This window comes from Nocardia sp. CDC160 (genome assembly GCF_035818795.1).
Classification (GTDB): domain Bacteria; phylum Actinomycetota; class Actinomycetes; order Mycobacteriales; family Mycobacteriaceae; genus Nocardia.
On the sequence record NZ_JAYKYT010000009.1, the window covers coordinates 120,077 to 146,900 of the forward strand.

Here is a 26,824-nt window from a genome sequence, read left to right on the forward strand (position 1 = left end):
CCGAGTCCGATCATGTCGACAGCAGGGGAAATGCCCGAGTCAGCGTCATTGAAGAGCCGCGAGCGGCGGCCGCGCCGGTGGGTGCGGATGCTGGCGGTAGTCCTGTTCGCGGGGCTGGCCGTGCTGCTGACCGGATGCCTGCGGGTGCAGGTGTCGATGGGCGTGTCCTCCAACGACCGGGTGTCGGGCCGCATTGTCGCGGCGGCCGTGCCGCAGAACGACAAGGACAAGGGCCCGCAGCTGAAGGCCCCCGACGGGCTGCAGAGCAAGGTGCGGGTGGACTCGTACTCGCAGGACGGATACGTCGGCAGCCAGGTGTATTTCGACGATCTCACCTTCGGCGAGGTGCAGCAGCTGGGCTCCATGTCCGACCAGACCTCCGGCATGTTCAACCTGGTCTTCAACCGCACCGGCGACCTGGTCACCCTCAGCGGCCGGGTGGATTTGAAGAGCCTGCCGCCGCAGGGGTCCGATGTGCAGTTGACCGTCGCCTTCCCGGCGCGCGTCGCCACCACCAATGGCACCCGCGAGGGTGATTCGGTGGTGAGCTGGAAGCTGCCCGCCGGGGACGTCAGCACGCTGCGCGCGGAAGTCGGCTACGCCGACCCGAATACGCGGTCCTTCGCGGGCTGGGCGGGCATTGTCGGCGGCATCACCCTCGCCGTCGCGGCCGTGGTCGCCGTCCTGGCCTACATGGTTCGCAATCCGGATCCGCCCGCCTACGTCCGGGCCGCGCGCTGGCTGCGCCCCGATCGCACCAAGGTCCGATGAGTCTCGCGGCGAGGGCGGTGACGGCCGGAAGCGCCGTGGCTGCCCTCGGCGCGGCCACCGCCCTCGCGAATCGCCTGGGCATGCCGCGGCTGCGGGCCGCCGCGGGAGAGATCACCGAACCGGTCACGGTATTGATTCCGGCCCGCAACGAGGCCGGGCGACTACCCGCGCTGATCGCCGATCTTCGTGCCCAACAGGGAATTTCCGATCTGGGCGTGGTCATTCTCGACGACGGGTCCACCGACGGGACCGGCGACGCCGCCGTGGCCGCCATCGGTGACGACGAGCGATTCTTCCTGGCCCGCAATGACATCGATCCCCCGGCGGGCTGGACCGGCAAGACCGCCGCGTGCGCCCGGCTCGCCGACCTCGCCTCCGGCGAGGACGTGCTGATCTTCCTCGACGCCGATATTCGCCTGGCACCCGGGGCGCTGGCCGCGGCGGTGCGCGAATTGCGTTCGAGCCGAGCCGCACTCGCGTGCCCCTGGCCACTGCAACTCGCGGGCTCCCCGGTCGAACACCTGGTGCAACCATTGCTGGGATGGTCGTGGGCCTCGACTCTGCCTGTCGGGCTGGCGAATCGCCTCACGCGGCCCTCGATGGCCGTGGCGTGCGGGCAGTTCCTGGCCTTCGACGCCGCGGCGTATCGCGAGCTCGGCGGCCATACGGCCGTGGCGGACAGCGTCACCGAGGATCTGGCCATTGCCCGCGAGCTCCGAAGACGCGGCCACCGGACGACACTGGTGGCGGCCGGGCCGCTCGCGCGGACCCGCATGTATCGCGGGGCGAACGAACTCGCCGAGGGATACGGCCGCTGGCTCTGGTCGGCCCACGGCGGTCGCACCGGCAGTCTCGCCGTCGGTTCGCTTGCGGCACTGGCCTTCTGGGCTCCGCCGCTGGCGGCGGTGTTCGGTCGCGGACGGCTGCGCCGGATCGGGCTGCTGGGCTACGGTGCGGCCGTGACCGCGCGCCTGCTGGCCCGATCCACCGAACGCGGCGGACCCGTCGAGCCCGCGGATGTCCTTGCCGCCCTGGCACATCCGCTGTCCGTCGCCGCGTATCTCGGGCTGTCCGCCCGCTCCCACGGTGCCCGCCGGGCGGGCACCCTGCGCTGGAAGGGCCGAAAGGTCTAGGGAACCGGCGTCATTCCCACCGTGGGCAGGAAAAGGCAGGTGGTGTTCCCATTGCGGACCGTGCCGAACATGGCGGCCAGCACCGTGCCCGAGCCGGTATTGACGGGCACGGCGCGCACCCCGCCGATCGGGAGGGCGGCAGTGAAGTAGTCGCGCACGGCCTGTTCGACGGTGGGGCGCAAGTCATTCGGGACCTGCGGCGGGATCATGCCGTCGAGCACCTGGGTGAGCGGACCCATGGGGACCAGACCGCCACGCCCGGTGTTCAGATTGACCCATGCCACCTGCATGCCGGAGGTGTCCGCGCCGTCCTTGCCGATGCCGTAGGGCACGAAGGCGAACATGGCCTGGCCCGCCTTGACGGCCGAAAGGTCCAGTCCCGGAATGGAAACCGTGTAGCGCGGCCACGGGCCGGGGACCGTGCCAGCCACCGCCGGGGCCAGGCCCAGGGTGGTGCCGCCCAGGCAGAAGGGGGCCGCGGTCGGGTAGAGGAAGGGCTCGACGCCCAGGGCCTGCAACCCGTCGACGGTCTGGTTGTAGGCCGTCAGCCAGTCGGTGGGTGCGGCGGCCTCACCCGCGGTGGCAGCGCCGCCCGCGGTGGCAGCCTCGCCCGCGGTAGCGATGGCGGCCAGCGCGGCGGCGGCCTCGGCGGTGAGGGTCGCGGATGGGGTGGCGGGTGCCGCGGCCGCGGTGCCGGTCAGGGTTGCCGGGCCGGTAGCGGCGAGTAGGGCGCAGACGCCGACGGCGCCCGCGACGCGGACGAGGTGGTGGAACACGGACATGGGAGGCTCCCCTCGAGGTCACGAGTCGAGGGGGACGCTACTCCGCTGACCAGCAAAAACCGGACATTTGCTACGGCATGCCGGTCGGTTGTTCAGGCGTGGGCGGGTGTCGGCGACATGGTGTAGCCGAGATTCGCCAGCACTTCGCCGGTGGCCTTGGCGAAATTCAGCGTGATGAAGTGCAGGCAGGGCGCACCCTCGGAGATGAGGCGCTCGGCGATCTCGGTGGCGATCTCGATGCCGACCGCGCGGACCGCGGCGCGATTCTCCTCCGGGCCGTCACCGGCGGCCTTGTGCAGGCGCTCCATGATCGTCGGCGGCAGCGCCCGACCCGACAGCTCGACCGCGCGCTCGACGGTGCGCAGCGAGGTGATCGGCATGAGCTCCGGAATGATCGGCTTGGCGCCCTCGATCGGGTCGGCCGCGATGGCGCGATCCCGCAGGCGCAGATAGTGCTCCGGGTCGAAGAACATCTGGGTGATCGAATACTCCGCGCCCGCACGCAGTTTCGACACCAGGAAGCGGGTGTCGTCGTCGAGGTTGTCCGAGCGCGGGTGGCCCTGCGGGAACGAGGCCACGCCCACGTGGAAGTCGCCCAGCTCACGCACCATGCGGACCAGTTCCTCGGCGTACTCGACGCCCTCGGGGTGCTTGACCCACTCCCCCAGCACATCGCCGGGCGGATCGCCGCGCAACACCAGCAGATTCCGGATGCCCGAATCCGCGTACGCGCCGACGATCGAACGCAGTTCGGCCACAGAGTGATCCACGGCCGTCAGATGCGCGACCGTCAACAGCGTGGTCTCGCGCGCCAGCTGCCCGGTGACCCGAATGGTGCGATCGCGGGTGGACCCGCCCGCCCCGTAGGTCATGGACACGAATGCCGGATGCAGCCGCTCGAACTCGCGCGCCGCGCGCCACAGCCGCGCCTCACCGGCGGCATCGCGCGGCGGATTGAATTCGACCGAGAAGGGAATCGACCCGTCGGGACGCGGCCCCAACTGCTGCACCACCGACCGAGTTCCGGACCCTTGCGGTGTGCGGGAAACTCGGCCAGGGGTCGAATATCCCCGTACATTGTCGAAACTCACGCGGACATTTTACGGGCTGGAACGAGGCCCCGGACTCCGACCTGGGCCTATCCCAGCAGGTGAGACCCGGCGGCTCTCGCTCCTGAAGTGCGAAAGGCCTGCCGGGATGGCGTCGGTCACTGTCGGGCGGGCGGGGATGGTCGGGTGTGCAACCGATTCCTTGGGGCGGCCCGCAGCTGGGTATTGTCGGGGACGGATCCCGTGGGCGGGCTTTGCGCCGTTCGGCGGGGTTGGGCATTTGCCGCGTGGCGGCACTCACCTAGGAGGCTTCTCTGTCCGCCGGACCCGGTACCCACAGCCGCCAGCAGGTCGGCGCGGCCTCGGTCGTCGCCGCCGTGGAGGACCGTCTCACAGCGTTTTTCCGGACCCGGGAGCCGATCGTGGCACCGCTCGGGCCGGTGTTCGTGGACGCGGCACGGGCCTTGGAGGACTTCGTGATCCGCGGGGGCAAGCGGACGCGGCCCTCGTTCGCGTGGACCGGATGGCTGGGGGCGGGGCGCAGCGCCGACGAGCCGGAGGCCGACGCGGTGCTCACCGCGTGTTCGGCGCTGGAGCTGGTGCAGGCGTGCGCGCTCATCCACGACGACATCATCGATTCCTCCCGCACCCGGCGCGGATTCCCGACCGTGCACGTGGATTACGAACAGCGGCACCGGGATCAGCGCTGGCGGGGTGACGCCGACCACTACGGGGTCAGCGTCGCCGTGCTCATCGGCGATCTCGCGCTGGCCTGGGCCGACGATATGACCCGCGACGCCGGACTGCCCGCCGACGCGGCCGCCCGCTTCGCGCCGGTGTGGGCCGCCATGCGCACCGAGGTGCTGGGCGGGCAGCTGCTCGACATCCACGGCGAATCCGCCGGGGACGAGACCGTCGAGGCCGCGCTGCGGATCAACCGGTACAAGACCGCCGCCTACACCATCGAACGGCCGCTGCACATGGGCGCGGCGCTGGCCGACGCCTCCCCCGAACTCATTGCCGCCTATCGGGAATTCGGCACCGATATCGGGATCGCCTTCCAGCTGCGCGACGACCTGCTCGGCGTCTTCGGCGACCCGGCCGTCACCGGCAAGCCGTCCGGTGACGACCTGCGCGAGGGCAAGCGCACCGTCCTCATCGCCGAGGCCCTGCAGCGCGCCGACGCCGACGCCCCGGCCGTCGGGGACCTCATTCGCGCCAGCCTCGGCACCGACGTCACCGCCGAGCGGGTGGCCGAATTGCGCACGGCCATCACCGATCTCGGCGCGGTCGACGCCGTCGAGAAGCGCATCGCCGCCCTCACCGACCAGGCCCTCACCGCCCTGGACGCCAGCACCGCGACCCCGGAGGCCAAGCGCCAGCTGCGCGCCATGGCCCTGGCCGCCACCGCCCGCGCCTACTGAGATCCGACCTCCCGCATCGGTCGATACGAAAGAGTGGTTCGCATGAAAACCGTTGCTGGGCCGACCGATCGGGTCGTGGTGGTCGGTGCCGGGCTGTCCGGGCTTTCGGCAGCGCTCCATCTGGTGGCGGCGGGGCGGCAGGTGACCGTGCTCGAGCGGGCCGATCATCCGGGCGGGCGGGTCGGGCGCTATCGCGGACCCGACTATGAGATCGATTCGGGGGCAACGATTCTCACCCTGCCGGAGCTGATCGACGAGGTGCTCGGGGTCGTCGGGCAGACCCGCGAGTCGGTGGGGCTGCGGATTCTCGAGATGACACCCGCATATCGGGCGCGGTTCGCGGACGGCTCGGTCATCGGCGTCTACTCCGAAGAGGAGCGGATGGCCGAGGAGCTCGAACAGCTGCGCGGGGCGCGGGTGGCGCGGAATTATCGGCGGCTGCGCGGGTGGCTGAAAGGTGTGTACGACGCCGAATTCCGGCAGTTCATGGACACCAATTTCGATTCACCCCTGGACATGGTCCGGATTCCCGAGAAGCGGGTGGCGCTGTCGAAGCTGGTACGGCTGGGCGCCTTCGGGCGGCTCGGGCCGAAAGTCGGTGCGATCGTGCGGGATTCGCACGTCGCGCGGCTGTTCAGCTTTCAAGCGCTGTTCGCGGGGACCGCACCGAACCAGGCGCTCGGCGTCTACGGGGCCATTCCCTACATGGATACCTGCCTGGGCGTGTACTACCCCGAGGGCGGGATGCGGGCCATCGCCGAGGCGCTCGGCCGGGCGCTGACCCTGTCGGGCGGAACCCTCGAGCTGAACGCCGACGTGATCGGGATCGACTACCGGGGCAAGCGGGCCACCGCCGTGCGCACCGCCGACGGCCGCGTCTTCGACTGCGACGCCGTGGTGGTGACCGCCGACATCGGGTCCCTGCCCCGCTTCGGGCTCCGGCATCGCCGCGGACTGCGGGCCTCGCCCTCGGCCGTCGTGGCGCACGGCACCGTGCCCGCCGAGATCGCCCGGACCTGGCCGGTGCAGGCGCATCACACCATCGACTTCGGGCACGCCTGGGACCGGACCTTCGCCGAGATCGCGGCCCGCCCCGGCCGCGGTCGCCTGATGAGCGACCCGTCGCTGCTGCTCACCCGGCCCGCGCTCACCGACCCCTCGCTCCACATCGACCGCGAGGCCGTCCGCTACGAGCCGCTGTCCCTGCTGGCCCCCTGCCCCAATCTGGCCGCCGCGCCGCTCGACTGGGACCAGCTCACCCCCTTCTACCTGCGCGAACTCCTGCAAACCCTGGAAGCGCGCGGCTACCAAGGCATTTCGGAGCACTTCCGCGTCGACCACGTGGACACCCCGCGCACCTGGCAGGCCCGGGGCATGCTCGCGGGCACCCCGTTCTCGGCGGCGCACCTGTTCCGCCAGACCGGACCCTTCCGCACCCGAAACCTGGTGCGCGGCCACGCGAATGTCGTCCTGGCCGGTTCGGGCACCGTGCCCGGCGTCGGCGTGCCGACGGTGCTGTTGTCGGGCAAACTGGCTGCGGCGCGCATCGCGGGTGATGCGCGACATGCCGTCAGTCGATCACTCGATGCCGGGGCAGTGGTACCGGCGGGTAAGCACTAGACTGACCGCGTCCTTGTACCACCGCGGCCGCCGCCGCCGACCTTTCCGGGGGGAAAACCGCCTATGCCGACCCCCGATACGGACGCCGCCATCGCCACGGACACCGCGCAGAGCTCCACCGCAGCCGCGCGGGCGACCGTCGACGGCCCCGCATCGCACGGCTGGAAGCGCAACACCACGGGGTGGATGCACACCGTCGGCGACTTCGTGCGCGGCCCGGCCGGGCATTCGGCCACCCTCGGATTCTTCGGCGCGCTGCTGATCACCTTCGGCGGCTTCGGCGCGGGCAGCACCCGGCGCACCGACCCCCTGCTCGAGTCCATGCACCTGTCCTGGCTGCGCATGGGGCACGGGCTGGTGCTGTCGTCGCTGTTCGTGTGGATCGGCGTGATCGCCATGATCACGGCGTGGGTCCGGCTGGGGCGCATCGTCATCGGCAAACAGCCGGGCACCGACGTGACCCTCAACGAGCTGCGCGCCATCGTCGGCATCTGGATCACCCCGCTGCTGGCCGCGGTGCCCATGTTCAGCCGCGACGCCTATTCGTATCTCGCGCAGGGCGCGATGCTGCGCGACAACATCAACCCGTACGTGTACGGACCGGTGGAGCTCAAGGCGAACGCCGCGATGGTGCTCGACAATGTGAGCCCGGTCTGGCTCACCACCACCGCGCCGTACGGGCCCATCTTCCTGCTCATTGGGCGGGCCATCACGACGATCACCGGTGACAATGTGGTCGCGGGCACCATCGCGCTGCGGCTGGTCATGCTGCCCGGCCTGGCGCTCATGGTGTGGGCGGTCCCGCACCTGACCAAGCATCTGGGCGGCAAGCCGACCACCGCGCTGTGGCTGGCGGTGCTCAACCCGCTGGTGCTGATCCACCTGATCGGCGGCGTGCACAACGAGATGCTCATGGTGGGCCTGATGGCCGCGGGCATCGCGCTGGTGCTCGAACACCATCACGTGGCGGGCATCGTGGTGGTCGCGGTCGGCGTGGCCGTCAAGGCCACCGCGGGCGTGGCCCTGCCATTCCTGGTGTGGATCTGGATGATTCACGAACGCGAGCGCCGCGCAGCACGCAACGAGGGCGAACTGCCGCATCCCGTCCTGAGTTTCGCCAAGATCAGCGCGCTCGGGGTGGCGGTCTTCGCGGCCGTGTTCGCGGTGGCGACCTGGGCCACCGGGCTGCGCGACCACCAGATCGGCTGGCTGACCGCGCTGTCGGGCTCGAAGAAGATCATCAACTGGCTCTCGCTGCCGACCATCATGGCGCACGTCGTCACCTGGGTGACGCCGCTGTCGATGGACTCGGTCCTGAACGTCACCCGCATCATGTGCGCGGCCGTCATGGTGGCGATCCTGGTGTGGGCCTGGTGGCGATTCAAGAGCAGCGAGAAAGAGGCCGTGCTCGGCATTCTCGTGGCGTTCGTGGCCATTGTGATCCTCTCGCCCGCGGCGCTGCCCTGGTACTACTCCTGGCCGCTGGCGCTGGCGGCCGGTTTCGCGCTGTCCACCCGGACGCTGCAGATCCTGGTCGGCCTGTGCACGTGGCTCATGCTGATCTTCCAGCCCGACGGCGCGCCCGTCACCAATTACGTGCACGGCACCCTGGCCATCTTCGCCGCGGTAGTGGCCGCGCTCTCGCTGGTCCAGGTGGATCCGCTGAAACTGCGTGCGGCACACCCGCATACCGACACCCACCCGCCCGCCGAGCAGCTCGGCGGCACGGCCGCGCCCGGCGCGGCGTGACCGCGCCCATGCCGCTGGATCGCGCCTACCGGGACTGCCGCCGGATCGCCGCCGCCCACGGGCGCACCTACTTTCTGGCCACCCGCCTGCTGGAACCGGAGCGAAGACCGGCGGTGCACGCGCTCTACGCGTTCGCCCGGCTGGTCGACGACATCGTGGACGCCAGCGACGCGCCGGAGCGGGCGGCCGAGTCGGCGGCTCGGCTGGATCGGATCGAACACGAACTGCGGGCGCGGCTGGTGGACGCGCCGATCGAGGCGGTCGACGGGCGCGAGGCCCGGGTGCTGCTGGCGGTCTCCGACACCATTCGGCGGTATTCGATTGCGGCCGAACACTTCTGGGTGTTCCTCGACTCCATGCGCATGGATATTCCGGGCGGACCGCAGTACCGCGACCGGTACGCCAGCATGGCGGAACTGAACGAGTACATGCGCGGGTCGGCGGCGGCCATCGGGCTGCAACTGCTGCCGGTGCTGGGCACCGTGGTCCCGACCGCGGATGCCGAACCGGCGGCGGCCGCGTTGGGAGAAGCATTCCAGCTCACCAATTTCCTGCGGGATATCGGTGAGGATCTCGATCGCGGGCGGGTGTATCTGCCCGCCGACGAATTGGCGGCGTTCGGGGTGGATGCCGACCTGCTGTTTCGGTGCCGGGAATCGGGGCGCACGGATCCGCGGGTGCGGCGGGCGTTGGCCCATCTGATCGCGATCAATCGCGGAATTTATCGCCGGGCCGTTCCGGGGATCGATTTGCTCGCGCCGCGGGTGCGCCCGGCCATTCGGACTGCGGCCACGCTCTACGGCGGAATTCTCGATGAGATCGAACGCGCCGACTACGCCGTTTTCACCCGCCGGGCCGTCGTCCCTCAGCATCGGCGTTTGCGGGTCGCGGCACGGGAATTCGTCGCGGCCAGTCCACTGCGGAACTGACCGCGACGCTCGTCCAGCTATTTCAGAACGGATCGGCCGCCGCGCGACGGATCACCTCGCGGGCCAGCGGCCCGTGGATGGCGTCGATGGGGCGACCGGGCAGGGACTCGTCCTCGGTGTAGATCCACTCGAGGATTTCCTCGTCGGTGTATTTGCTGTCACGCATGACCGTGATGAGACCGGTCAGGTGTTTGGCCACCGCGCCGGTGGAATCGAAGAACTCCTTCGGAATTCCGGCAACGCCATCGCGGCGCACCGCGATTATCTGATGGTCGCGCAGCATCTGGTGGACCCGCGTGACCACCATGCCCAGTTGCTCGGCCACGTCGGGCAGCGGGATCAGGGTCACCGAATCCGGCAGGACGTCTTCGCTGCAAGGAAAGGCACTCACCCGGACCACGGTAGTCTCTCGCGTCGCCACCGTCGCATCACACCCCGGCGCGACTACCATCGGGTGAGCCGCACGGGGCGGCTTCGACAAAATCGGAAGGGTTGCAGTTGATCGGCCAGATGCTGGAAGGGCGCTACCGCATCGACGCGCCGATCGCGCGTGGCGGCATGTCCATGGTGTTCCGGGGGGTGGACACCAGATTGGACCGACCGGTTGCAATCAAGGTGATGGATCCGAAGTTCGCCTCCGATCCGCAATTCCTCACCCGCTTCGAACTCGAGGCGCGCGCGGTGGCCAAACTCAAGCATCCGTCGCTGGTCGCGGTGTACGACCAGGGCGTGGACGGCGACCACCCCTTCCTGATCATGGAACTCGTCGAGGGCGGCACCCTGCGCGAACTGCTGCGCGAGCGCGGGCCCATGCCGCCGCACGCGGTGCGCGCCGTGGCCGAGCCCGTGCTGGCCGCCATCGGCGTGGCGCACGCGGCCGGGCTGGTGCACCGCGACATCAAGCCGGAGAACGTGCTCATCTCCGACTCGGGCGAGGTGAAGATCGCCGACTTCGGTCTGGTGCGCGCGGTGGCCGAGGCGAAGATCACCTCCGACAGCGTGATTCTCGGCACGGCCGCCTATCTGTCCCCCGAACAGGTCACCAGCGGCACCGCCGACGCGCGCAGCGACGTGTACTCCGCGGGCGTGCTCATTTTCGAAATGCTCACCGGGCGAACCCCGTTCACCGGCGACAACTCGCTGTCCATCGCCCTGCAGCGGGTCGAGAAGGACGTGCCCGCGCCGAGCCGGTTCATTTCCGGCGTGCCCGCGGAGATCGACGACCTCGTCGCCCACGCCACCGCGCGCGAACCCATGCACCGCTACGCCAATGCCACCGAGATGGCGGGCGAACTGCGGCGCATCGCACGGGAATTGCAGCTGCCGGAGTATCGGGTGCCCGCGCCGACCGAATCGGCCGAGCATCTCAGCGCCAAGTACCGCGTCGGACCGACGCCCGCGCCGCATCAGCCCTACCATCCGCCCGCGCGGCCCATTCCGGGCGCGGCGGATCTGACCACGCGACTACCCGCCGACCCGCCGACGGTGCACGTACAGCCGCAGGCGCACCAGCACACCCGGGTCATGACGGCGGCGCGGGAGCTGGCTCCGGAGTATCAGCCGCCCGGGTACGCACCGCAGCCGCAGGGACCACCGAACGACCATGGGTATCAATCGGAATTGATCTCCGATCGTGGCAGGTCGCGGCGCAAGGTCATCATCTGGTTGAGCATCGTGGTGGCGCTGGCGGTGCTGCTGGGCATCGGCGGCTGGTGGCTCGGGGTCGGTAGATATTCGGCGGTGCCGTCCATCGCGGGAATGAATACCGACAAGGCGATCGCCACGCTGCAGGGCGCGGGCTTCAAGACCGAGACCCGCAACAAGGCCTCCGATACCGTGCCGGTGGGCAATGTGGTCGGCACCGATCCGGCGGCGGGATCCAGAATCACCAAGGGTTCCCTGGTCGCGGTGCTGGTCTCGAGCGGGAAGCCGAAGGTGCCGGATCTGCAAGCCGGACAGGACATTCAATCGGTCAACAAGGCGATTCGGGATGCGGGACTGACGCCCGTGGACGGCGGTGAGGTCGGCAGTACGGCCGCGAAAGGCACACTCGCCAAGGTGGATCCGGCCCCCGGCACCGTGCTCCCGGCCAATGCTCAGGTGAAGGTCTACCGCAGCAAGGGATCTCAGCCGGTCAAGGTGCCCGATGTGCGGGGCAAGACCGAGGACGAGGCCAAGACGGCGTTGCAGAAGGCGGGACTGACCGTCAGCTCCACCCGGGACCAGTTCGACGCGAAGATCAAGTCCGGCTCGGTGATCGGCACCGATCCGGCCGCGGGGACCAGTACCGAATCCGGCAATGGCGTGGTGTTGATCGTGAACAGCGCGATCGAGATGCCGAATCTCCTGGGGGCCAATGTCTCCACGGCGCGCAGCAAGCTGCAGGCGCTGGGGCTGTCGGTGAGCGTGCGGCAGCTGGCCAATAACGACAGTTCGATCATTATTTCGCAGAGCACCGCCCCGGGCGACGCGGTCGAACCGGGTTCCACGGTCACTTTGGTTGCGATTCCCTAATTCTCAAAGGCTCGGAAACGCAAGAGCCCGGACCGTTTCCACGGTCCGGGCTCTCGTGTTGTGCTCTGCCTAGCGCAGCATCTCCGCGACCAGGAAGGCCAGCTCGAGGGACTGCTGGGTGTTCAGGCGCGGGTCGCAGGCGGTCTCGTAGCGCTCTTCCAGGTTCAGGTCGCTGATGTCCTGTGCGCCGCCGAGGCATTCGGTGACGTTCTCGCCGGTGAGCTCGATGTGCAGGCCGCCCGGGTGGGTGCCCAGCGCGTGGTGCACCTCGAAGAAGCCCTGCACCTCGTCGACGATGCGGTCGAAGTGGCGGGTCTTGTAGCCGGTGGTGGCCTCGTGGGTGTTGCCGTGCATGGGGTCGCACTGCCAGATCACCTGGTGGCCGGTGGCCTGCACCTTCTCGATGATCGGGGGCAGCACGTCGCGGACCTTGCCATTGCCCATGCGCGCGACCAGGGTCAGGCGGCCGGGCTCATTGTTGGGGTCCAGGCGCTCGACGTACTCCACGGCCTGCTCGGGCGTGGTGGTCGGGCCGATCTTGAGACCGATGGGGTTGGCGACCAACTCGGCGAAGGCGACGTGCGCGCCGTCGAGCTGGCGGGTGCGCTCGCCGATCCACAGGAAGTGGGCCGACAGGTCGTAGAGCACCGGCTCACCCGTGACGGGGTGCTCGCTCAGGCGCAGCATGGCCCGCTCGTAGTCGAGGACCAGCGCCTCGTGGCTGGCGTACAGGCGAGCGCTCGACAGGTTGGGATCGTTGACGCGACACGCCTTCATGAACGCCAGGGCGCGATCGATCTCGGTGGCCATCTGCTCGTAGCGGGCACCGGCCGGGGACTGGGCCACGAACTCGCGGTTCCAGTCGTGGACCTTGTGCAGGTCGGCCATGCCCGCGGAGGTCAGCGCGCGCACCAGGTTCATGGCGGCCGAGGCGTTGGCGTAGGCGCGGACCAGACGCGACGGATCGTGCTCGCGCAGCGCGGGCTCGGCGGCGAGGGAGTTCACCATGTCGCCGCGGTAGGACTTCAGGCCCAGCGAATCGGTGTCGGACGAGCGGGGTTTGGCGTACTGGCCCGCGATGCGGGCCACCTTCACCACCGGCAGGCTCGCGCCGTAGGTGAGCACCACGGCCATCTGCAGCAGCGTGCGGATATTGCCGCGAATGTGGGGCTCGGTGTTGTCGGCGAAGGTCTCCGCGCAGTCACCGCCCTGCATGAGGAAGGCCTCGCCGCGAGCCACCTCGGCCAGGCGTAGCCGCAGCTCCTCCACCTCGGCGGGCACGCAGATCGGCGGGACGGACTCCAGCACGGTGCGCATCTTGGCGGCCTGCTCGGGATCCCAGGACGGCTGCTGCAGGGCCGGGCGGGCCAGTGCGTCGTCGAGGCGCCGACGGAGCTCGGCGGGCAGCGGAGGAAGTTCCGGCAAGCGATCGATCGGTACGTCGACGGTCCAGTTCACCCGTTCAGAATACGGATCGACCTTGGTGAGTTGGACCACCCCCAGGGCTTGAATTGCTCACACCGGGCGGACGCCTAGGCTGTGACCGGACGATCTGCCTCGATCGTCGGCTGGCCTGAGCTGAGGAGAGACCCATCTCACTGCGGTACTTTTACGACTCGGAATTCATCGAGGACGGGATCGTCATCGACCTCGTCTCCATCGCGGTGGTGTGCGAGGACGGACGCGAGTTCTACGCGGTCTCCACCGAATTCGATCCCGAGAGGGCCGGGCCGTTCGTCCGCCGCAATGTGCTGCCGAAGCTACCGCCGCCGTCATCGCCGCTGTGGCGCTCGCGCGAGCGGATTCGCGACGACCTCTACAAGTTCCTGGTGCCGCGCCCGGGCGTCGAGCCCGAGCTGTGGGCGTGGGTCGGGGCCTACGACCATGTCGCGCTGTGCCAGCTGTGGGGGTCGATGGTGGATCTGCCCAACGCGCTGCCCCGCTACACCAATGAGCTGCGCCAGCATTGGGAGCAGCACGGTCGGCCGCCGCTGCCGCCGGTGCCGAAGGACGCGCACGACGCGCTGGCCGACGCGCGGCACAATCTGGCGAAGTTCGAGGCCATCGAAGCCTATCGGCGGCTACAGGCTTCCTGATCGCGAATGCGAAAGGCCCCGGGAGACAGTGTCTCTCGGGGCCTTTCTCTTTCTATCTGATCTCAGAGGCTAGCTCGCGATGGTCTGCGGGATGCGGTCGGCGTCCGGGCGGCTACCGGACGGGACGCCCTTCTTGAGGCTGGCGGCGTAGACGTCCACGTACTCCTGATCGCCCATCCGCATGAGCTCGTACATGATCTCGTCGGTCACCGCGCGCTCGACGAAGCGGTTGCCGCCCATGCCCTCGTAGCGCGAGAAGTCGATGGGCGCACCGAATTTCACGGTGACCCGGCGCGGACGCCAGCGGAAGGGGCCGGGCGGGCACACCTCGTCGGTGCCGATCAGGGCTACCGGGATCACCGGCACTCCGGTCTCCAGGGCGAGGCGTGCCACACCGGTCTTGCCCTTGTAGAGGCGGCCGTCCGGGGAGCGGGTGCCCTCGGGGTACAGGCCGACCAGGCGGCCCTCATCCAGCAGCTTGCGCGCGGTGTTGAGGGCGGATTCGGCGGCGTCGGCACCGGACCGGTCGATCGGGTACTGACCGGCACCGGAGAAGAACCACTTCTGCAGACGACCCTTGAGGCCGGGGGTCGTGAAGTATTCGGCCTTGGCCAGATACGTGATCCGGCGCGGGCTCATGAGCGGGGTGAACAGCCAGTCGGTGAACGACAGATGATTTCCGGCCAGAATCGCCGCGCCCTTGGCCGGGATGTTCTCGACGCCCTCCACCTTCGGGCGGTTGATCAGATGCATCCACGGACCCGGGAACACATACTTGAGCAGCCAGTAGAACATTGCGTCCTTTCCCCTGTTTCGATACCCGGGACCGGCCTCGTTGCGGGCACCACCACTGCTTGCCTACCCTACCGCCGAGACCTCGCGGTAACCAACCGGTGGGAAGTGGTTTCTCCAATGTCGGGACTTTCGTCCCGAGTCGTGGACTTGATCTTCCCGACGGTCAGCGCCGAGCCTGGGCCACCGGGACCGCGTCCTGCTCTTCCGGTACCGCCGCGCGGGCCAGTTCGGCCGCGCCGATCATGCCCGCGGCCTCGCCCAATTGGGCGGTGCGGATGCGGGCCAGGCGGCGGTGGCGGGCACCGGTGATGGAGGCGGCGTAGTGCTCGCGGGCGTCGTCGAGGAACAGCGGGGCCGAGCTGCTGACGCCACCGGCGACCACGATCAGGTCCGGGTCGAAGATGTCGCTGACGAAGGCCAGGCCCAGGCCCAGCCAGCGCGCGAAGTCGGCCATCACCTCCTGGGCGACCGGGTCGCCGTCCTGGGCCGCGCCCGCCACCCGGCGGCCGGTGAGCGAGCCCGGATCGCGGCCGGATTCGCGGGCGATCAGGGTGGAGCGCTGCGGGTCGGTGGCCAGGAATTCGATCGCGGTGTCGACCAGAGCCGTTCCGCTGCAATACCTTTCCCAGCAGCCGCGCTTGCCGCACGGGCAGGCGCGGCCTTGGGGCACCACCGTCAGATGCCCGAGTTCCGGCGCGACACCGAAGCTTCCGCGATACAGCTGGCCATTGCTGAGCAGGGCCGCGCCGATGCCGGTGCCGATGGCCACCAGCACCACATTGCGCCCGCCCGCCGCCGCGCCGAAACGGTACTCGGCCCACAGCGCGGCATTGGCGTCGTGCTCGAGAATGACCGGCAGGCCCAGGCGGTCGGTGAGCCGCTGCGCGACCGGCGCGTCCTCCCACGGCAGATGCGGGGCGAACCGCACGGTGGCGCGGTCCTCGTCCACGAATCCGGCGACGGCCAGCCCCACCGCGCCGATGGCATGGCGGGCGCTCAGTTCCCGCACGGCGCGGGCCAATCCATCCTCGAGGGCGCGGGCCGAATGCGGGGTCGGCGCGGTCACGGTATCGAGCACCTCGCCCGACCCGTCGACCACGGACGCCCGAATATTCGTGCCGCCCACATCGATTCCCACGGTCAGCGGCACGTCTCCACCCTCTCTCATGCCTTGATGTTCACGTCGATGGGCACATACTTGGCGCGCTTGGGGCGCCGACCCGCACCGGGGCGGGTGCCGCCGGGGGCCGAGGCGGGGTCCGGGCTCGCCGCCGGATCGGGGCGAACGTCGGGCGCGGGGGCCGCGACCGGCGGGCCGAACGGCATGCCGCCGGGCGGGCCGATCGGTCCGGGCGAGGTGTCGAAGGTGCGTCGGGTTCCGGCGGTGGCCCCGCTGCCCGCGGTGCCGCCTGGGCGGCGAGCCGCGCCCGGGCCGTGGCCGAGGGGATCTCCGGAATCCGCGCCCGGGACACCTTCTCCCCCATCGGATTCCGGCTCGCGAGCATCGCGCACGCCAGTCTCGGTGCCGAACGGGTTGTGCTGGGCCTGGTTTCGGGCGGCCGCGCGGCCCTGGACACCGGCCAGGAAGCGGGCGAAGACCGCGGCCAGGCCCGCGCCGGTGGCGTGCGGATGACCCGGCTGCGCGGATTCGCTTCCGCTCGTGGGCGATTCCCCCGCGCCCTCCGAATCCGTCTCTCCGCGCGCCGCGGCATAGGCGTCGGCGAAGGGCAGATCCGTTGCGCTGGACGAGGTTTCGCCCCGCTTCGAATAGTGCTGCCAGACGTGGTATTCCGGGGAATCCGGGTCCAGGTCGGGCGGGATCACCGGATCCACCGGGACACCCGCCAGCGCCTCGCGCAGGACCGTGACAATGGCGGTGCCGTGGTCGGCGATGGCCGCCACCACGTCGTGATGTTCACCGCGCACGATGGCCGCGGCCGCGCACACCGGACACCAACTGCAGCTGGACCATTCGGTGCGACCGTCGGAGGCGGTGCGGCGCAGCACCGGTTCGACGCGTTCGAGGACGGCCTCGGCGAGCAGGCGCAGTTCCTCGGCGAATTCGCCGAGGTTCTCGTCGGGGTGGCCGGGACGCGGGTGGGTCGTGGTCATTTCGGCCAGACCTGGGGGTCGGGCCGGAAACGGATGACCAGTTGGTCGCCGTCGAGCTCGGCGGTCTCGACCGTGCACCGCCGCAATACCGGGGCCAGGGGCAAGCGCCGCCGGACCCCGTCCGCTCCCACGATCAAATCGTCCTCCACTCGTCCCAGCCGCAGGGTCGACGGATCGACCACCGGCAGATGCATGCGCATCGCGAACAGCGAAGCCGCGCCCGCCCCGGACTCGAGCCGCACCACCGGCTCGGCGGGGACGGGCAGCACACCGTCCGCATCTGTGCCAAGCATAGGTACCGGAGGCCATCCCACCCAGTTACCACTCGCGTCCACGGCGTAGGACAGGGCGGCCAGGGAGCTCAGGCCCACCGGCTCGGCCCCGGCATGGCCCACGACCTGCACCGCGACCCCGCGTAGCCGCTTGCTCAGCTCGGTCACCACGTCGAGTTGCTCGCCGCGCCGGTTGAAGTACCACTGCACAGCGGGGTGCGGGGGTTCGGCCGGATCGGGGGCGGGCAACTCGGGCAGCACCTTGTTCACGAGTACCGCGTCGAGGCGCAGTCCTAACAGGGCGGCCGCCGAACGCACCCGCGCCGACTCCGCCACCGCCACCCGCTCGGCGGCGGTCACCAGGCGAGCGCCCGTGCGGGTGCGATCGGCCAGCAGGTCGCGGGCCTCGGTCACCGCCGCCACGATCTGCTCGACGGTCACCGCCAACACGGCCTTGCGGAAATCGGCGCCGATGGCCTCCATGGTCCGGTTGTGCGCGGGCCACACCCGCTCGAGATAGCCGAGCAAAGTATCCGGCGTGGTGACAATGCGCAGCATGTCCGCCGAGGGCGGGCAGTCCACCACGATCACATCCCACCGCGCGTCCTTGCCGAACTGCGTGATCTCCAACAGGGCCAGCAGTTCCTGCACCCCCGGCAGCCCGGTCAACTCGGCGGGATCCAGTGCCCCCAGATCGAACCCATGCTCATGCCCCGCCCCGGACGCCATGACCAACACCTGCCGAAACCGATCCTCCAGCAACGCAAGCGAATCCACCTCGATGACATCGAGAGACGGTGCGTCCGCCAACGAGTCGCCACGGGAGATCGGTCGAGCGGACTCTCCCGGAGACGCGGTGCCGAAAGCCGGTTCGCCCGCCGCGCCGCCTCGCCACGCAGCGCTGAACTCGGCGGCGGAGCCCGGGTCCCGGTCTTGCGCGAATTGCGGTGTGGCGGCGGCGAACATGGGCAGGGGCAGGGTTGCGACTTCGGGCTTCGCGCCGTGGCGCAGGCGGTAGCCCAGGGCGTCGCCGAGGGAGTGGGCCTGGTCGAGGGAGGCGAGCAGGACGCGCTGGCCGGTGCGGGCGTAGGCCAGGGCGGTGGCGCACGCCAATGTCGTCTTTCCGACGCCGCCCTTGCCGATGAAAAGCTCGATACGGGTAGCGGGCCGCGGCGAGCGTTCGGTACCGCCGGTGGTCAGCCTTCGACCCGTTTCTTGAGTTCCTTGAGGGCGGTGTCGGTGATGACCTTCTCCGCCTTGCGTTTGAACATGCCGATCATCGGGATGTTCAGGTCCACGGTCAGCTCGTAGACGACCTGCGTGGTGCCGTCCGGCAGGGCGATGAGTTCGTAGGTGCCGTCCTGCGCCTTCTGCAGATCACCGGCCACCAGGCTCCAACTCACGGCGCGGCCGTCGGGCCGCCAGGTGTAGGACAGGGTGTAGGTGTCCTTCACGACGCCCGCGTCCAGCACGAAGCGGGCGGTGCGGGCGCGACCGTCCGGGTACTTGTCCAGCACCTCCACCGAGCGGGCCGCGGCGACCCATTCCGGATACGACTCCAGGTCGGCGATGACGGCCATCACTCGATCCGAGGGGGCGTCGATCACGATCGACCTCTGAGTTCGATCGGCCATGGGCGGCAACGCTTCCTTTCAGCCTGTGACGTGGAGGATCGGTCAGACAGCGGCGGCGGGCGCGACCCCGGCCTTGCGCCCGGCCTCGAGGCGGGCCTTGATCTCGAAGGTCATGACCTTGCCCGCGACCCGGCGGGTCCGGTTCAGGGCCAGCAGTTCACGTCCGGACATACCGGCAATGCCGCCGCGCGGTTCGGCGTGCATGAAGTAATGCATGATGACGCCGTCCAGCATGGGCTCGAGCCAGACCTCCATGGTGCCGTCCGCGCCGCCGCTGACCGTCCAGCGAATCCCCTTGTCGCCCCGGTCTTCCCGCACCTGCAATTGCAGGTCCGGGAACCAGCGGCGCCAGCGGGCACGATCGGCCAGCACCTCGGCCACGGCCGAGCCCGGCGCGGCGACGAACGTCTGGTCGGCAACCTGGATACTGCTCACGGCGCTGAGCCTAGCGCAGGACCGGAATCCGCTCAGACCCACGCCGACCGGGAGTTGCGGCTCAGGCGATGCTCCCCGCGCGCAGGGTCGGATCCAGCAGTTCGCGTAGTCGCGTGCCCATCAGGTCCCAGCGCCACTGCCGCTGCACCCAGGCGCGACCGGCCGCGCCCATGGCCGCGGCGGCATCGCGGTCGGAGAGGATATCGACAATGGCGTCGGTGAGCGCGGCGATATCGCGGCCGCCGACCACGCGACCGGTCTCACCCTCGCGCACGGTCTCGGGCGCACCGCCCGAATCCCCCGCGACCACCGGCACTCCCGTCGCCGAGGCCTCCAGGAACACGATGCCCAGCCCCTCGACATCCAGCCCGAACCCGCGGGTGCGGCACGGCATGGCGAAGACATCGGCGAGGGTGTGGTGGGCCGCGAGCTCCTTCGACGGCACCCGCCCGGTGAAGACCACATCGTCGCGCAGCCCCATCGCGTCGGCGAAGGCCCGCAACTTCTGCTCGTACGGCCCGCTGCCCGCGATCACCAGCACGGCCCCGTCGACCCGCTTCTTGATCTCGGGCATGGCGGTGATCAACATGTCCTGCCCCTTGCGCGGCACCAGCCGCGACAGGCACAGAATCGTCGGCCGATCCCCCAGCCCGTACCGCTCCCGCAATTCGGCCCGCGCCGCGGGATCCGGCTTGAACACCTCCGAATCCACGGCGGGCGGCAGGTATTCGAGCGCCGACTGCGCCCCGAACGCCGACGCGAACCGCCGCCGCGTGTACTTGCTGACATAGGTCACCACATCGGTGTGATCCCCGATCACACGCAACGCCTGCCGCGCCGCGGGCAGCATCGACCACCCCACCTCGTGCCCGTGCGTCGAGGCGATGATCCGCTCGGCCCCCGCCTGCCGCAGCACCGGCGACAACAGCGCCAAGGGCGCGGCCGCCCCGAACCACACCCGATCGCACTGCTCGTCCCGCATAAGCTTCTTCGCCCGCCGCGCCACCAACGGCGTCGGCAACATCAATGTGGTCGGATGCCGCACCACCTGAAACGGCTGCTCCGCATCGAACTTCCAATGACTGTCGCCCCGCCACCGCGGCGCGTAGACCACCAGCTCATCGGCGGGCAACTGCAGGGCCAGGGCATGCAGATACGACTGAATCCCACCCGGCCGCGGCGGGAAATCATTGGTAACCAGCAGAGTTCGGCCCATGCCCCCAAACCTACTGCACACCCCGGCCATGGCCCTGGCACACCTCACCCACCGACCGGTGGCGGAACGGCCGGACTATGAGCCGTCGGTGCTGCGGGCGGTGATCCAGGCGCGCCAGTCGGTGACGAGGTCGGGGTAGCCGGTGCCCAAGGTGGTTCGGAAGGCGGTGTCGATCGCCGCATGATCCTTGGGCCCGGAGGCGAGTTGGCGGTAGAGGTCGACGAGTTTGGGGTCGCCGTAGCGGTCGGCGATGAAAGCGCAGGCGGACCAACCCTGTTCGTAGGCGAGGGAGGCCTGGCCGCTCTTGGGGTCGAACATCGCGTCGGCCGGGAGGTCGGTGGGCAGGTCACCGGCACGGGCGCGGCTCAGGAGAGTCGGGGCGATCTGACCGACGGGACGGTGCGTGCGGCGGTGGGCCGTGTACTCGGCCGCGCCCTCGAGCATCCACATCGGGGAGCCGTCGACGGTGATCTTGCGGGTGGCCATGTGGGTGAGTTCGTGGCGCAGGACCGAGCGCAGGCCGTCGGGACCCAGGCGGTGTCCGGCTTCGGAGCCGAAAACCACACGCTGACCGGTCAGTTCGGCACCGGGGCGGAGGGGGTCGGCGACGGTGGAGGCGGCCACCTCGGCGGGGACGTCACCGACGGCGTGGGTGAGCGCCGCGAATTCGGCGGGGCTGGAGGCCACCACGACCACGGGGGCCTGATTCCAGCCCGGACCCCACAGGTCCGTGACCGCCGTGGTGGATGCTGCGAGTTCGCCTGCCAGCACATCGATGTCGGCGCGCTGGGCGGCATGGCCGAGAACGACACCGACCCGGCCGGTGCCGGTGGACACGGTTTCGGCGACCGGCTTGCCGTAGTACTCCATGGTCCGCTTCACCTGCGCCACCTGCGGATCCGTGGCGACGAGGCCGTCCTGGCTCGGCACCACCGCGCGCAGGGTCGGCAGCACGGAGTTCGGGATCATGAGCAGTGCGCCGCAGGCGGCGGTCAGGGCGGTGACCGTGACCAGGGTGAGGACGAACTGGAATCGCCGTCGCGCCGACAACCAGCCGCGCACGTTCCGCAGAGCGCTCATCGCCACCTCGTCGTGCTCATGCGCGGCCCTTCGTCGTGCTCATGGTGGGCACTGAATCAGAACCGGCGCGCCGAATTGAACGGTGTGGAGCCCATCGGCGCGACCTGGACCGGAACGCCGAAAGTCGAAGCGTGCAGCATCAATCCATTGCCCGCGTAGATGCCCACATGTGAGATATCAGAGTAGAAGAACACCACATCGCCGGGCTGCAGGTCCTTCTCGGCCACGGGCGTGCCGTAGCTGGCCTGCTGCTGGCTGGTGCGCGGCACGTTCTTGCCGACCTGGTGGAAGGCCCACTGCACGAGGCCGGAGCAATCGAACTGGTCGGGACCGGTCGCGCCCCAGACGTACGGATCGCCGACGCGGGTCAGACCGGCGGCGAGGGCGCTGGTGCCCGAACCGGGGACCAGACCCTTGAGCAGGCTGTCGCGATCGAAGCCGGGCGGGAACATCGAACCGGCCAGCGCGGACTTGTCACCCGCGGAGAGCTGTCCCCACGCGGCGATGACACTGGCCATGGAGCCTTGCAGCGCAGCGCGTTTGGATTCCAGATCGGCGCGGACCGCGTCGGCGGCGGTGCTGGCGGCACGCGCGGCGTCGGCGGCGGCGCGGGCGGCGTTCTCGGCGACGGTGGCCGCGTCGGTCGCCTTCTGATACTGCGCCAGTTGATCATTGGTGCGCGCACCCACCAGGTCCACGATCGACATCTGGTCCAGCAGCTGCTGCGGCGAATTGCTGACCATTAGCGAGGTGAGGCGGTTGGTGCGGCTGCCGAGGAGCGCGGAGGTCGCGGCCCGATCGATGACCGGACGGTACTTGGCGATCTCGGCCTTGGCCGCGTCCAGCGCGGCGGCCGCGTCGGCGGCCCGCTTGTCGGCGGCGGTGGATGCTGCGACCTTGGTGTCCAGATCGGCTTGCGCGTTGAGCGCCTGCTGATTGAGTTGCTCGGACTGCCGCGACAGGTCGATGAGCCGCTGCACTGCTTCCCCAGCAGTTGCCGGTGCGGAGACCGGATCGGCGGTCGCGGATCCGAGGCCGAGAGTGCCGGAGGTGCCGACCATGAGTGCGCCTACGGTGAGAGCTCCACCCACCAGTCGTCTGGTTCGCTGACTGCGTGTCCGATGAGGCTGCTGCGCTGCCACGGTTGGTGTCGTCCCGTTCTCTTACCCCGAGCTGGTCAAGAAGGTCTCGATAAGATTACGAAACGGCGACCGGTTGTGTCCAGCAGGCCACGGAACCATTACGGTCGCCGCTTCGGAATCCAGGTCGAATCAGACGCGGACCGCGCCCGCGAACGGCATCGAGGAGATCGACGCGATGGCGACCGGCTGCCCGGCGGTCGAGGCGTGCACGACATTGCCGTCGCCGATGTAGATGCCGGAGTGGCTGCCGCCGTAGAACGACACCACGTCGCCCGGCTGCAGATCGTCGTAGGAGACCGGGGTACCGGCACCGGCCTGCTCGTAGCTGGTGCGCGGGAGGCTGACACCGGCCTGCGCGTAGGACCACTGGACCAGACCCGAGCAGTCGAAGGCGTTCGGGCCCGAGGCGCCGTACACATACGGATCGCCGATGCGGCTCAGGGCGGCGTCGACCGCGGCCTGGTGCACATTGTTCTGCGGGGCCGGGGCGCCCGGGCCGGGGCCCTGCGGGGTGACGATGCCCGGGATCTCGGGGATGTTCACCGGGATGGACGCCGGGGCACCGGGAATGGCCGGGAGCTGAATCTGGTCGGGGACGTCGAAGACGCCGACCGGGGTGTTGACCGGCTGCGCCGACGCGGGAGTAGCGGGCAGCAGCAGCGCACTCAGCGTGGCAGCGCCGACGGCTCCGGCCGCGGCGGCACGGCGCGCGGTGCGCTGGATGCCCCGGACCTGTCGCTGGGTGGAGGTGGTCGCCATGGTGAGGTACTTCCAATCTGCCCCGCGACCGCACCCGGTGGGGTGCGTCGGACTCCGCGAGGTCTCAGGAAGATTACGAGCACATAACGGTGCTTTGTAAAGCCGAGGCGGTCGGTCCGTGAACCGAAATTGTTACGCGGGCCTATTTCGGTGCGACAAAAGTCACAGCAATCACGAAACAATAACGGCGGGCGTTTTCGAGAGAGCGTCCCAGCGGCTACCGTCCGGTAGATCCGGCGGGCTCGAGGCCCTCTCCACCTGGAGGGATTCCGCATAACACAAGGTCAGAGCCATGGCCCGCGACCTGGGGATCTGCGACACGCTTGATCGACACGCCCGACCGCAGGACAGCGGGGCAGCACACGGCGGCCGCCGATTCGTACCGACCGGCCGCTTCCTCAGAATTGATCCACAATCCGAATCAAAGTGACCCTGGTCACAATCTGGCATATTCCAGCAATTCGGGGATTTCAGCTCGAGAATCTCGACCTTATATTCAGACATTTCCCCAGGTGGGCTGAATCGCGCCGTGACCGGGGGATTCCTCGGTCTCCAGGCCCAGCGCCCAGCGCAGCAGGATCAGGGCGACGTACGGCAGCAGATCGCGGCTGCGCCGGACCAACCAGGGGATTCCCCGCGCAACCAGCCAGCCCAGGTGCCCGACGGTGCTCACCTCGCGGCCGCCGGAGCACACCAGGCTCACCGGATACGGGATCAGGCAGCCCTCGTCGGCCAGCAGCTCGGTGAACGCCTCGGCCAGCACCCGGTGTCCCAGCTCGGAGGGGTGCAGTCGATCGACGCTCCACAGCCGCAGGTCGTACGCGCCCGGCAGCAGGTCGATATCGACGCAGCGCGCGCCGTGCCGGGCCGCGGCCGCGTCGATCACCGCGTTGAGGGCGGTGATCCGCTGCCGCAGCGCCCGCCGCAGCGGACCGGGGATGCGAAAGATCTTGCCGTGGTCGTGGAATCGGACGGTCACCACGACGGTGCCGACGGCGGCCAGGCTCGACAGCACGTGCTCGAGATCGGCGCGCATGCCCGCGGGGTCGAAGTTCGAGCGCAGGGTGTCGTTCATGCCGACCAGCAGCAGCGCCACATCCGGCCGGGACCGCACCGCCGCGGCCAGCTGCCGCTCGCGCACGCAGGCCATCCGGGCCCCGATGAACGACAGATTCGTGTACCGGATCTCGTTCCCGCCCAAGGCCTCCGCCAGCAATGGCCCGACACCGCGCCAGCCGCCGCCCGGTAGCGGATCCCCGATGCCGACGGCGGTCGAATCGCCCAGCACCACGAGACTGCGTGCGCGCCAAGCCGATCCGGAGCCTTCGAAGCCACGAACATCCTGGTCAGCGCGTTCCACCGCGTTCATATCCTTCACGATCACCGCGATCGGCTCACGCCCGGTGAGCGAAGGGTGACGGTCCGGGAAATCTTCGATGGCCAGCACCCGCAGGCCCCGTCCGCGAGCACCGGCACCCTCGCGCGCGGGAATCGACCCGGCTTGTCGGACCCTGCGCCTACGCTTGCCGTCCGTGTCTTCGAGATCGGATCCGGCCGCGCAGCTGGCCTTCGATGAGCTCGAAACCCCGCTCTACGACACGACGTTCGTGGTGGTCGATCTCGAGACCACCGGCACCAGCCCCGAGGGTGATTCGATCACCGAGATCGGTGCGGTGAAGGTGCGCGGGGGCGAGGTGCTCGGCGAGTTCGCGACGCTCGTCAACCCCGGTTGCGCGATTCCGCCGCAGATCGTGCAGATCACCGGGATCACGACGGCCATGGTGGTGGACGCGCCCCGCATCGAACAGGTGCTGCCCGGGTTTCTGGAGTTCGCGCGCGGCGCGGTGCTGGTCGCCCACAATGCCCGATTCGATGTCGGGTTCCTGAAGGCCGCGGCCGCGAAGTGCGAATTGCCGTGGCCCGCTTTCCAAACGGTGTGCACGGTGCAGCTGGCGCGGCGGGTGCTGCCCAAGGAGGAGGCGCCCTCGGCCAAGCTCTGGTACCTGGCGCAGCTGCTGGGCGCGGAGACCCGGCCGACGCACCGCGCCCTCGATGACGCCCGCGCGACCGTGGACGTGCTGCACGCGCTCATCGCGCGGGTGGGCAATCAAGGGGTGCAGAGTCTCACCGAGCTGCTCGACTATCTGCCCGAGGTGACGCGCCGTCAACGCGCCAAACGCGTGATGGCCGCGGACCTTCCGGCCACGCCGGGCGTGTATCTGTTCCGCGGCCCGTCGGACGAAGTCCTCTATATAGGGACGGCGGTGAATCTGCGCCGCCGCGTCCGCAACTACTTCACCGGTTCCGATACCCGCCCGCGCATGCGCGAGATGGTGCAGCTGGCCACCCGGGTCGACCATGTCGAGTGCGCGCACGGACTGGAGGCGGGCGTCCGCGAGCTCCGCCTGCTGCTCGCCCACACCCCGCCGTACAACCGCCGCTCCAAATTCCCCCAGCGCGCCTGGTGGCTGACCCTCACCGACGAGCCCTTCCCCCGCTTCGCCGTCTCCCGCACCCCCACCCGGGACGCCCTGGGCCCGTTCACCTCCCGCACCGACGCCCAGGAGATCGCCGCCACCCTCGCCGAGCAGGCGGGCCTGCGCACCTGCACCACCCGCATCCCCCGCGACGGCCGCCACGAGTGCCAGCCCGCCGTGGTCGGAGCTTGCCCCGCGAGCGCCCAAAACAGCCCCCTATATATAAAGGAATACGAACGAGCCCCCGAGGCGATCCGCGCACTCTTCTCCGGCACCGACGACACCCTCCTCCGCATCATCGCCGCAAAACTCGAAACCCTCTCCGCCGCAGAACATTTCGAGTCCGCCGCCCGCCTCCGCGACCGCACGGTAGCGGTGATCCGAGCCCTCCGCCGCACCCAACGCCTCGCCGCCCTCGCCGCCATCCCCGAACTGGTAGCCGCCCACCCCGACGGCGCGGGCGGCTGGGAATTCGCCATCATCCGCCACGCCCGCCTGGCCGCCGCAGGCACGGCGATCCGTGGCATCTCCCCCATGCCCGTCGTAGACCGCCTCACCGCCTCCGCCGAAACAGTCATCCCACCCCGCCTGGGTGGCTCCGACACCGACCCGGCCTATCCCCCACTCCGAGGCGCACTCCCAGAGGAGGCAGGCCTTCTGGTCCGCTGGCTCGAACAACCCGGCACCCGCATAGTCCGCACCACCGACGGCTACGCCGAACCCCGCCTAGGCGCAGGCCCCTGGCTCGCCTGGGCCACCCGCGCCGAAGCCGCAGCCCACCTCACCGACCCCCCACCCTCCCCCGAGTCCTAGCGCGCGAAGAACGCTACGGCCC

24 protein-coding genes are annotated in these 26,824 nt (G+C 69.7%); 9 read left to right on the forward strand and 15 right to left on the reverse strand.

The window, feature by feature from the left end:
• The first annotated feature begins 30 nt into the window (after window positions 1–30).
• Window positions 31–771, forward strand: coding sequence for an LppM family (lipo)protein (locus VMT40_RS36225; RefSeq protein ID WP_442790117.1), 741 nt, complete (start codon window positions 31–33; stop codon window positions 769–771).
• Window positions 768–1,904: a glycosyltransferase gene (locus VMT40_RS36230; RefSeq protein ID WP_326364175.1), complete on the forward strand. Its 1,137-nt coding sequence runs from the start codon at window positions 768–770 to the stop codon at window positions 1,902–1,904. Before VMT40_RS36225 ends, VMT40_RS36230 begins: the two co-directional genes overlap by 4 nt.
• On the opposite strand, the gene VMT40_RS36235 is transcribed toward VMT40_RS36230, so the two are convergent.
• Complete coding sequence (locus tag VMT40_RS36235) at window positions 1,901–2,686, reverse strand: hypothetical protein (protein ID WP_326364176.1); 786 nt, start codon at window positions 2,684–2,686, stop codon at window positions 1,901–1,903. The two genes, VMT40_RS36230 and VMT40_RS36235, sit on opposite strands and share 4 nt — an antisense overlap.
• 92 nt (window positions 2,687–2,778) lie before the next feature.
• Window positions 2,779–3,777 carry a methylenetetrahydrofolate reductase gene (locus VMT40_RS36240; protein WP_326364177.1) on the reverse strand — a complete coding sequence of 333 codons (999 nt, stop codon included), beginning with the start codon at window positions 3,775–3,777 and terminating at the stop codon, window positions 2,779–2,781.
• Between the two features lie 272 nt (window positions 3,778–4,049).
• Here VMT40_RS36240 and VMT40_RS36245 point away from each other — a divergent pair, with 272 nt between their 5' ends.
• The 4 genes from VMT40_RS36245 (at window position 4,050) to VMT40_RS36260 (ending at window position 9,457) form a co-directional block, all read left to right on the forward strand.
• Window positions 4,050–5,159, forward strand: a complete 1,110-nt coding sequence (locus VMT40_RS36245; protein WP_442790124.1) for a polyprenyl synthetase family protein — start codon at window positions 4,050–4,052, stop codon at window positions 5,157–5,159.
• Between the two features lie 42 nt (window positions 5,160–5,201).
• On the forward strand, window positions 5,202–6,779 hold the full coding sequence (gene crtI / locus VMT40_RS36250; protein WP_326364179.1) for a phytoene desaturase family protein: 1,578 nt from the start codon (window positions 5,202–5,204) through the stop codon (window positions 6,777–6,779).
• Between the two features lie 63 nt (window positions 6,780–6,842).
• Window positions 6,843–8,528 (forward strand): alpha-(1->6)-mannopyranosyltransferase A, encoded by a 1,686-nt coding sequence (locus tag VMT40_RS36255; protein ID WP_442790118.1) that lies wholly within the window; start codon window positions 6,843–6,845, stop codon window positions 8,526–8,528.
• A gap of 8 nt (window positions 8,529–8,536) precedes the next feature.
• A complete protein-coding gene (locus tag VMT40_RS36260) occupies window positions 8,537–9,457 on the forward strand; it encodes a phytoene/squalene synthase family protein (protein WP_326364281.1) in 921 nt (306 codons plus the stop codon).
• Window positions 9,458–9,479: 22 nt separating this feature from the next.
• Here the strand turns inward: VMT40_RS36260 and VMT40_RS36265 are convergent, their stop codons facing one another.
• A complete protein-coding gene (locus VMT40_RS36265) occupies window positions 9,480–9,848 on the reverse strand; it encodes an Rv2175c family DNA-binding protein (RefSeq protein WP_326313106.1) in 369 nt (122 codons plus the stop codon).
• Window positions 9,849–9,955: 107 nt separating this feature from the next.
• Between VMT40_RS36265 and pknB the strand changes: the two genes are divergently transcribed.
• Window positions 9,956–11,971, forward strand: a complete 2,016-nt coding sequence (gene pknB / locus VMT40_RS36270) for a Stk1 family PASTA domain-containing Ser/Thr kinase (RefSeq protein ID WP_326364282.1) — start codon at window positions 9,956–9,958, stop codon at window positions 11,969–11,971.
• Window positions 11,972–12,040: 69 nt separating this feature from the next.
• On the opposite strand, the gene VMT40_RS36275 is transcribed toward pknB, so the two are convergent.
• On the reverse strand, window positions 12,041–13,429 hold the full coding sequence (locus VMT40_RS36275) for a class II 3-deoxy-7-phosphoheptulonate synthase (RefSeq protein ID WP_326313105.1): 1,389 nt from the start codon (window positions 13,427–13,429) through the stop codon (window positions 12,041–12,043).
• A 140-nt stretch (window positions 13,430–13,569) separates the two neighbouring features.
• On the opposite strand from VMT40_RS36275, the gene VMT40_RS36280 reads away from it, so the two are divergent.
• Window positions 13,570–14,067 carry a polyadenylate-specific 3'-exoribonuclease AS gene (locus VMT40_RS36280; protein WP_326364283.1) on the forward strand — a complete coding sequence of 166 codons (498 nt, stop codon included), beginning with the start codon at window positions 13,570–13,572 and terminating at the stop codon, window positions 14,065–14,067.
• Window positions 14,068–14,136: 69 nt separating this feature from the next.
• Here VMT40_RS36280 and VMT40_RS36285 read toward each other — a convergent pair whose 3' ends face one another.
• From VMT40_RS36285 to VMT40_RS36335, 11 genes are all read right to left on the reverse strand, one after another.
• A complete protein-coding gene (locus VMT40_RS36285) occupies window positions 14,137–14,862 on the reverse strand; it encodes a lysophospholipid acyltransferase family protein (RefSeq protein WP_326364180.1) in 726 nt (241 codons plus the stop codon).
• A gap of 163 nt (window positions 14,863–15,025) precedes the next feature.
• Entirely contained in the window at window positions 15,026–16,030 is a 1,005-nt protein-coding gene (locus VMT40_RS36290) for an ROK family glucokinase (RefSeq protein WP_326364181.1), read from the reverse strand.
• Window positions 16,027–16,974: a hypothetical protein gene (locus VMT40_RS36295; RefSeq protein WP_326364182.1), complete on the reverse strand. Its 948-nt coding sequence runs from the start codon at window positions 16,972–16,974 to the stop codon at window positions 16,027–16,029. Before VMT40_RS36295 ends, VMT40_RS36290 begins: the two co-directional genes overlap by 4 nt.
• Window positions 16,971–18,446 carry an ArsA family ATPase gene (locus VMT40_RS36300; RefSeq protein ID WP_442790125.1) on the reverse strand — a complete coding sequence of 492 codons (1,476 nt, stop codon included), beginning with the start codon at window positions 18,444–18,446 and terminating at the stop codon, window positions 16,971–16,973. The genes VMT40_RS36295 and VMT40_RS36300 overlap by 4 nt, the downstream gene beginning before the upstream one ends.
• Window positions 18,443–18,880, reverse strand: coding sequence for an SRPBCC family protein (locus tag VMT40_RS36305; protein ID WP_326364183.1), 438 nt, complete (start codon window positions 18,878–18,880; stop codon window positions 18,443–18,445). Before VMT40_RS36305 ends, VMT40_RS36300 begins: the two co-directional genes overlap by 4 nt.
• Window positions 18,881–18,922: 42 nt before the next feature.
• The gene (locus tag VMT40_RS36310; RefSeq protein ID WP_326364184.1) at window positions 18,923–19,315 is read right to left on the reverse strand and encodes a polyketide cyclase / dehydrase and lipid transport; all 393 of its coding nucleotides are present in this window, start codon (window positions 19,313–19,315) and stop codon (window positions 18,923–18,925) included.
• A 61-nt stretch (window positions 19,316–19,376) separates the two neighbouring features.
• Window positions 19,377–20,531 (reverse strand): glycosyltransferase family 4 protein, encoded by a 1,155-nt coding sequence (locus tag VMT40_RS36315; protein WP_326364185.1) that lies wholly within the window; start codon window positions 20,529–20,531, stop codon window positions 19,377–19,379.
• A gap of 75 nt (window positions 20,532–20,606) precedes the next feature.
• The gene (locus tag VMT40_RS36320) at window positions 20,607–21,611 is read right to left on the reverse strand and encodes a peptidase MA family metallohydrolase (RefSeq protein ID WP_326364186.1); all 1,005 of its coding nucleotides are present in this window, start codon (window positions 21,609–21,611) and stop codon (window positions 20,607–20,609) included.
• A 56-nt stretch (window positions 21,612–21,667) separates the two neighbouring features.
• Window positions 21,668–22,672, reverse strand: coding sequence for an NlpC/P60 family protein (locus VMT40_RS36325; protein ID WP_326364187.1), 1,005 nt, complete (start codon window positions 22,670–22,672; stop codon window positions 21,668–21,670).
• 210 nt (window positions 22,673–22,882) lie between these two features.
• On the reverse strand, window positions 22,883–23,512 hold the full coding sequence (locus VMT40_RS36330; protein WP_326364188.1) for a C40 family peptidase: 630 nt from the start codon (window positions 23,510–23,512) through the stop codon (window positions 22,883–22,885).
• A gap of 496 nt (window positions 23,513–24,008) precedes the next feature.
• Complete coding sequence (locus VMT40_RS36335; RefSeq protein ID WP_326364189.1) at window positions 24,009–24,959, reverse strand: SGNH/GDSL hydrolase family protein; 951 nt, start codon at window positions 24,957–24,959, stop codon at window positions 24,009–24,011.
• Between VMT40_RS36335 and VMT40_RS36340 the strand changes: the two genes are divergently transcribed.
• Complete coding sequence (locus tag VMT40_RS36340; protein WP_442790119.1) at window positions 24,949–26,802, forward strand: DEDD exonuclease domain-containing protein; 1,854 nt, start codon at window positions 24,949–24,951, stop codon at window positions 26,800–26,802. The genes VMT40_RS36335 and VMT40_RS36340 overlap by 11 nt on opposite strands.
• Window positions 26,803–26,824 lie beyond the last annotated feature (22 nt).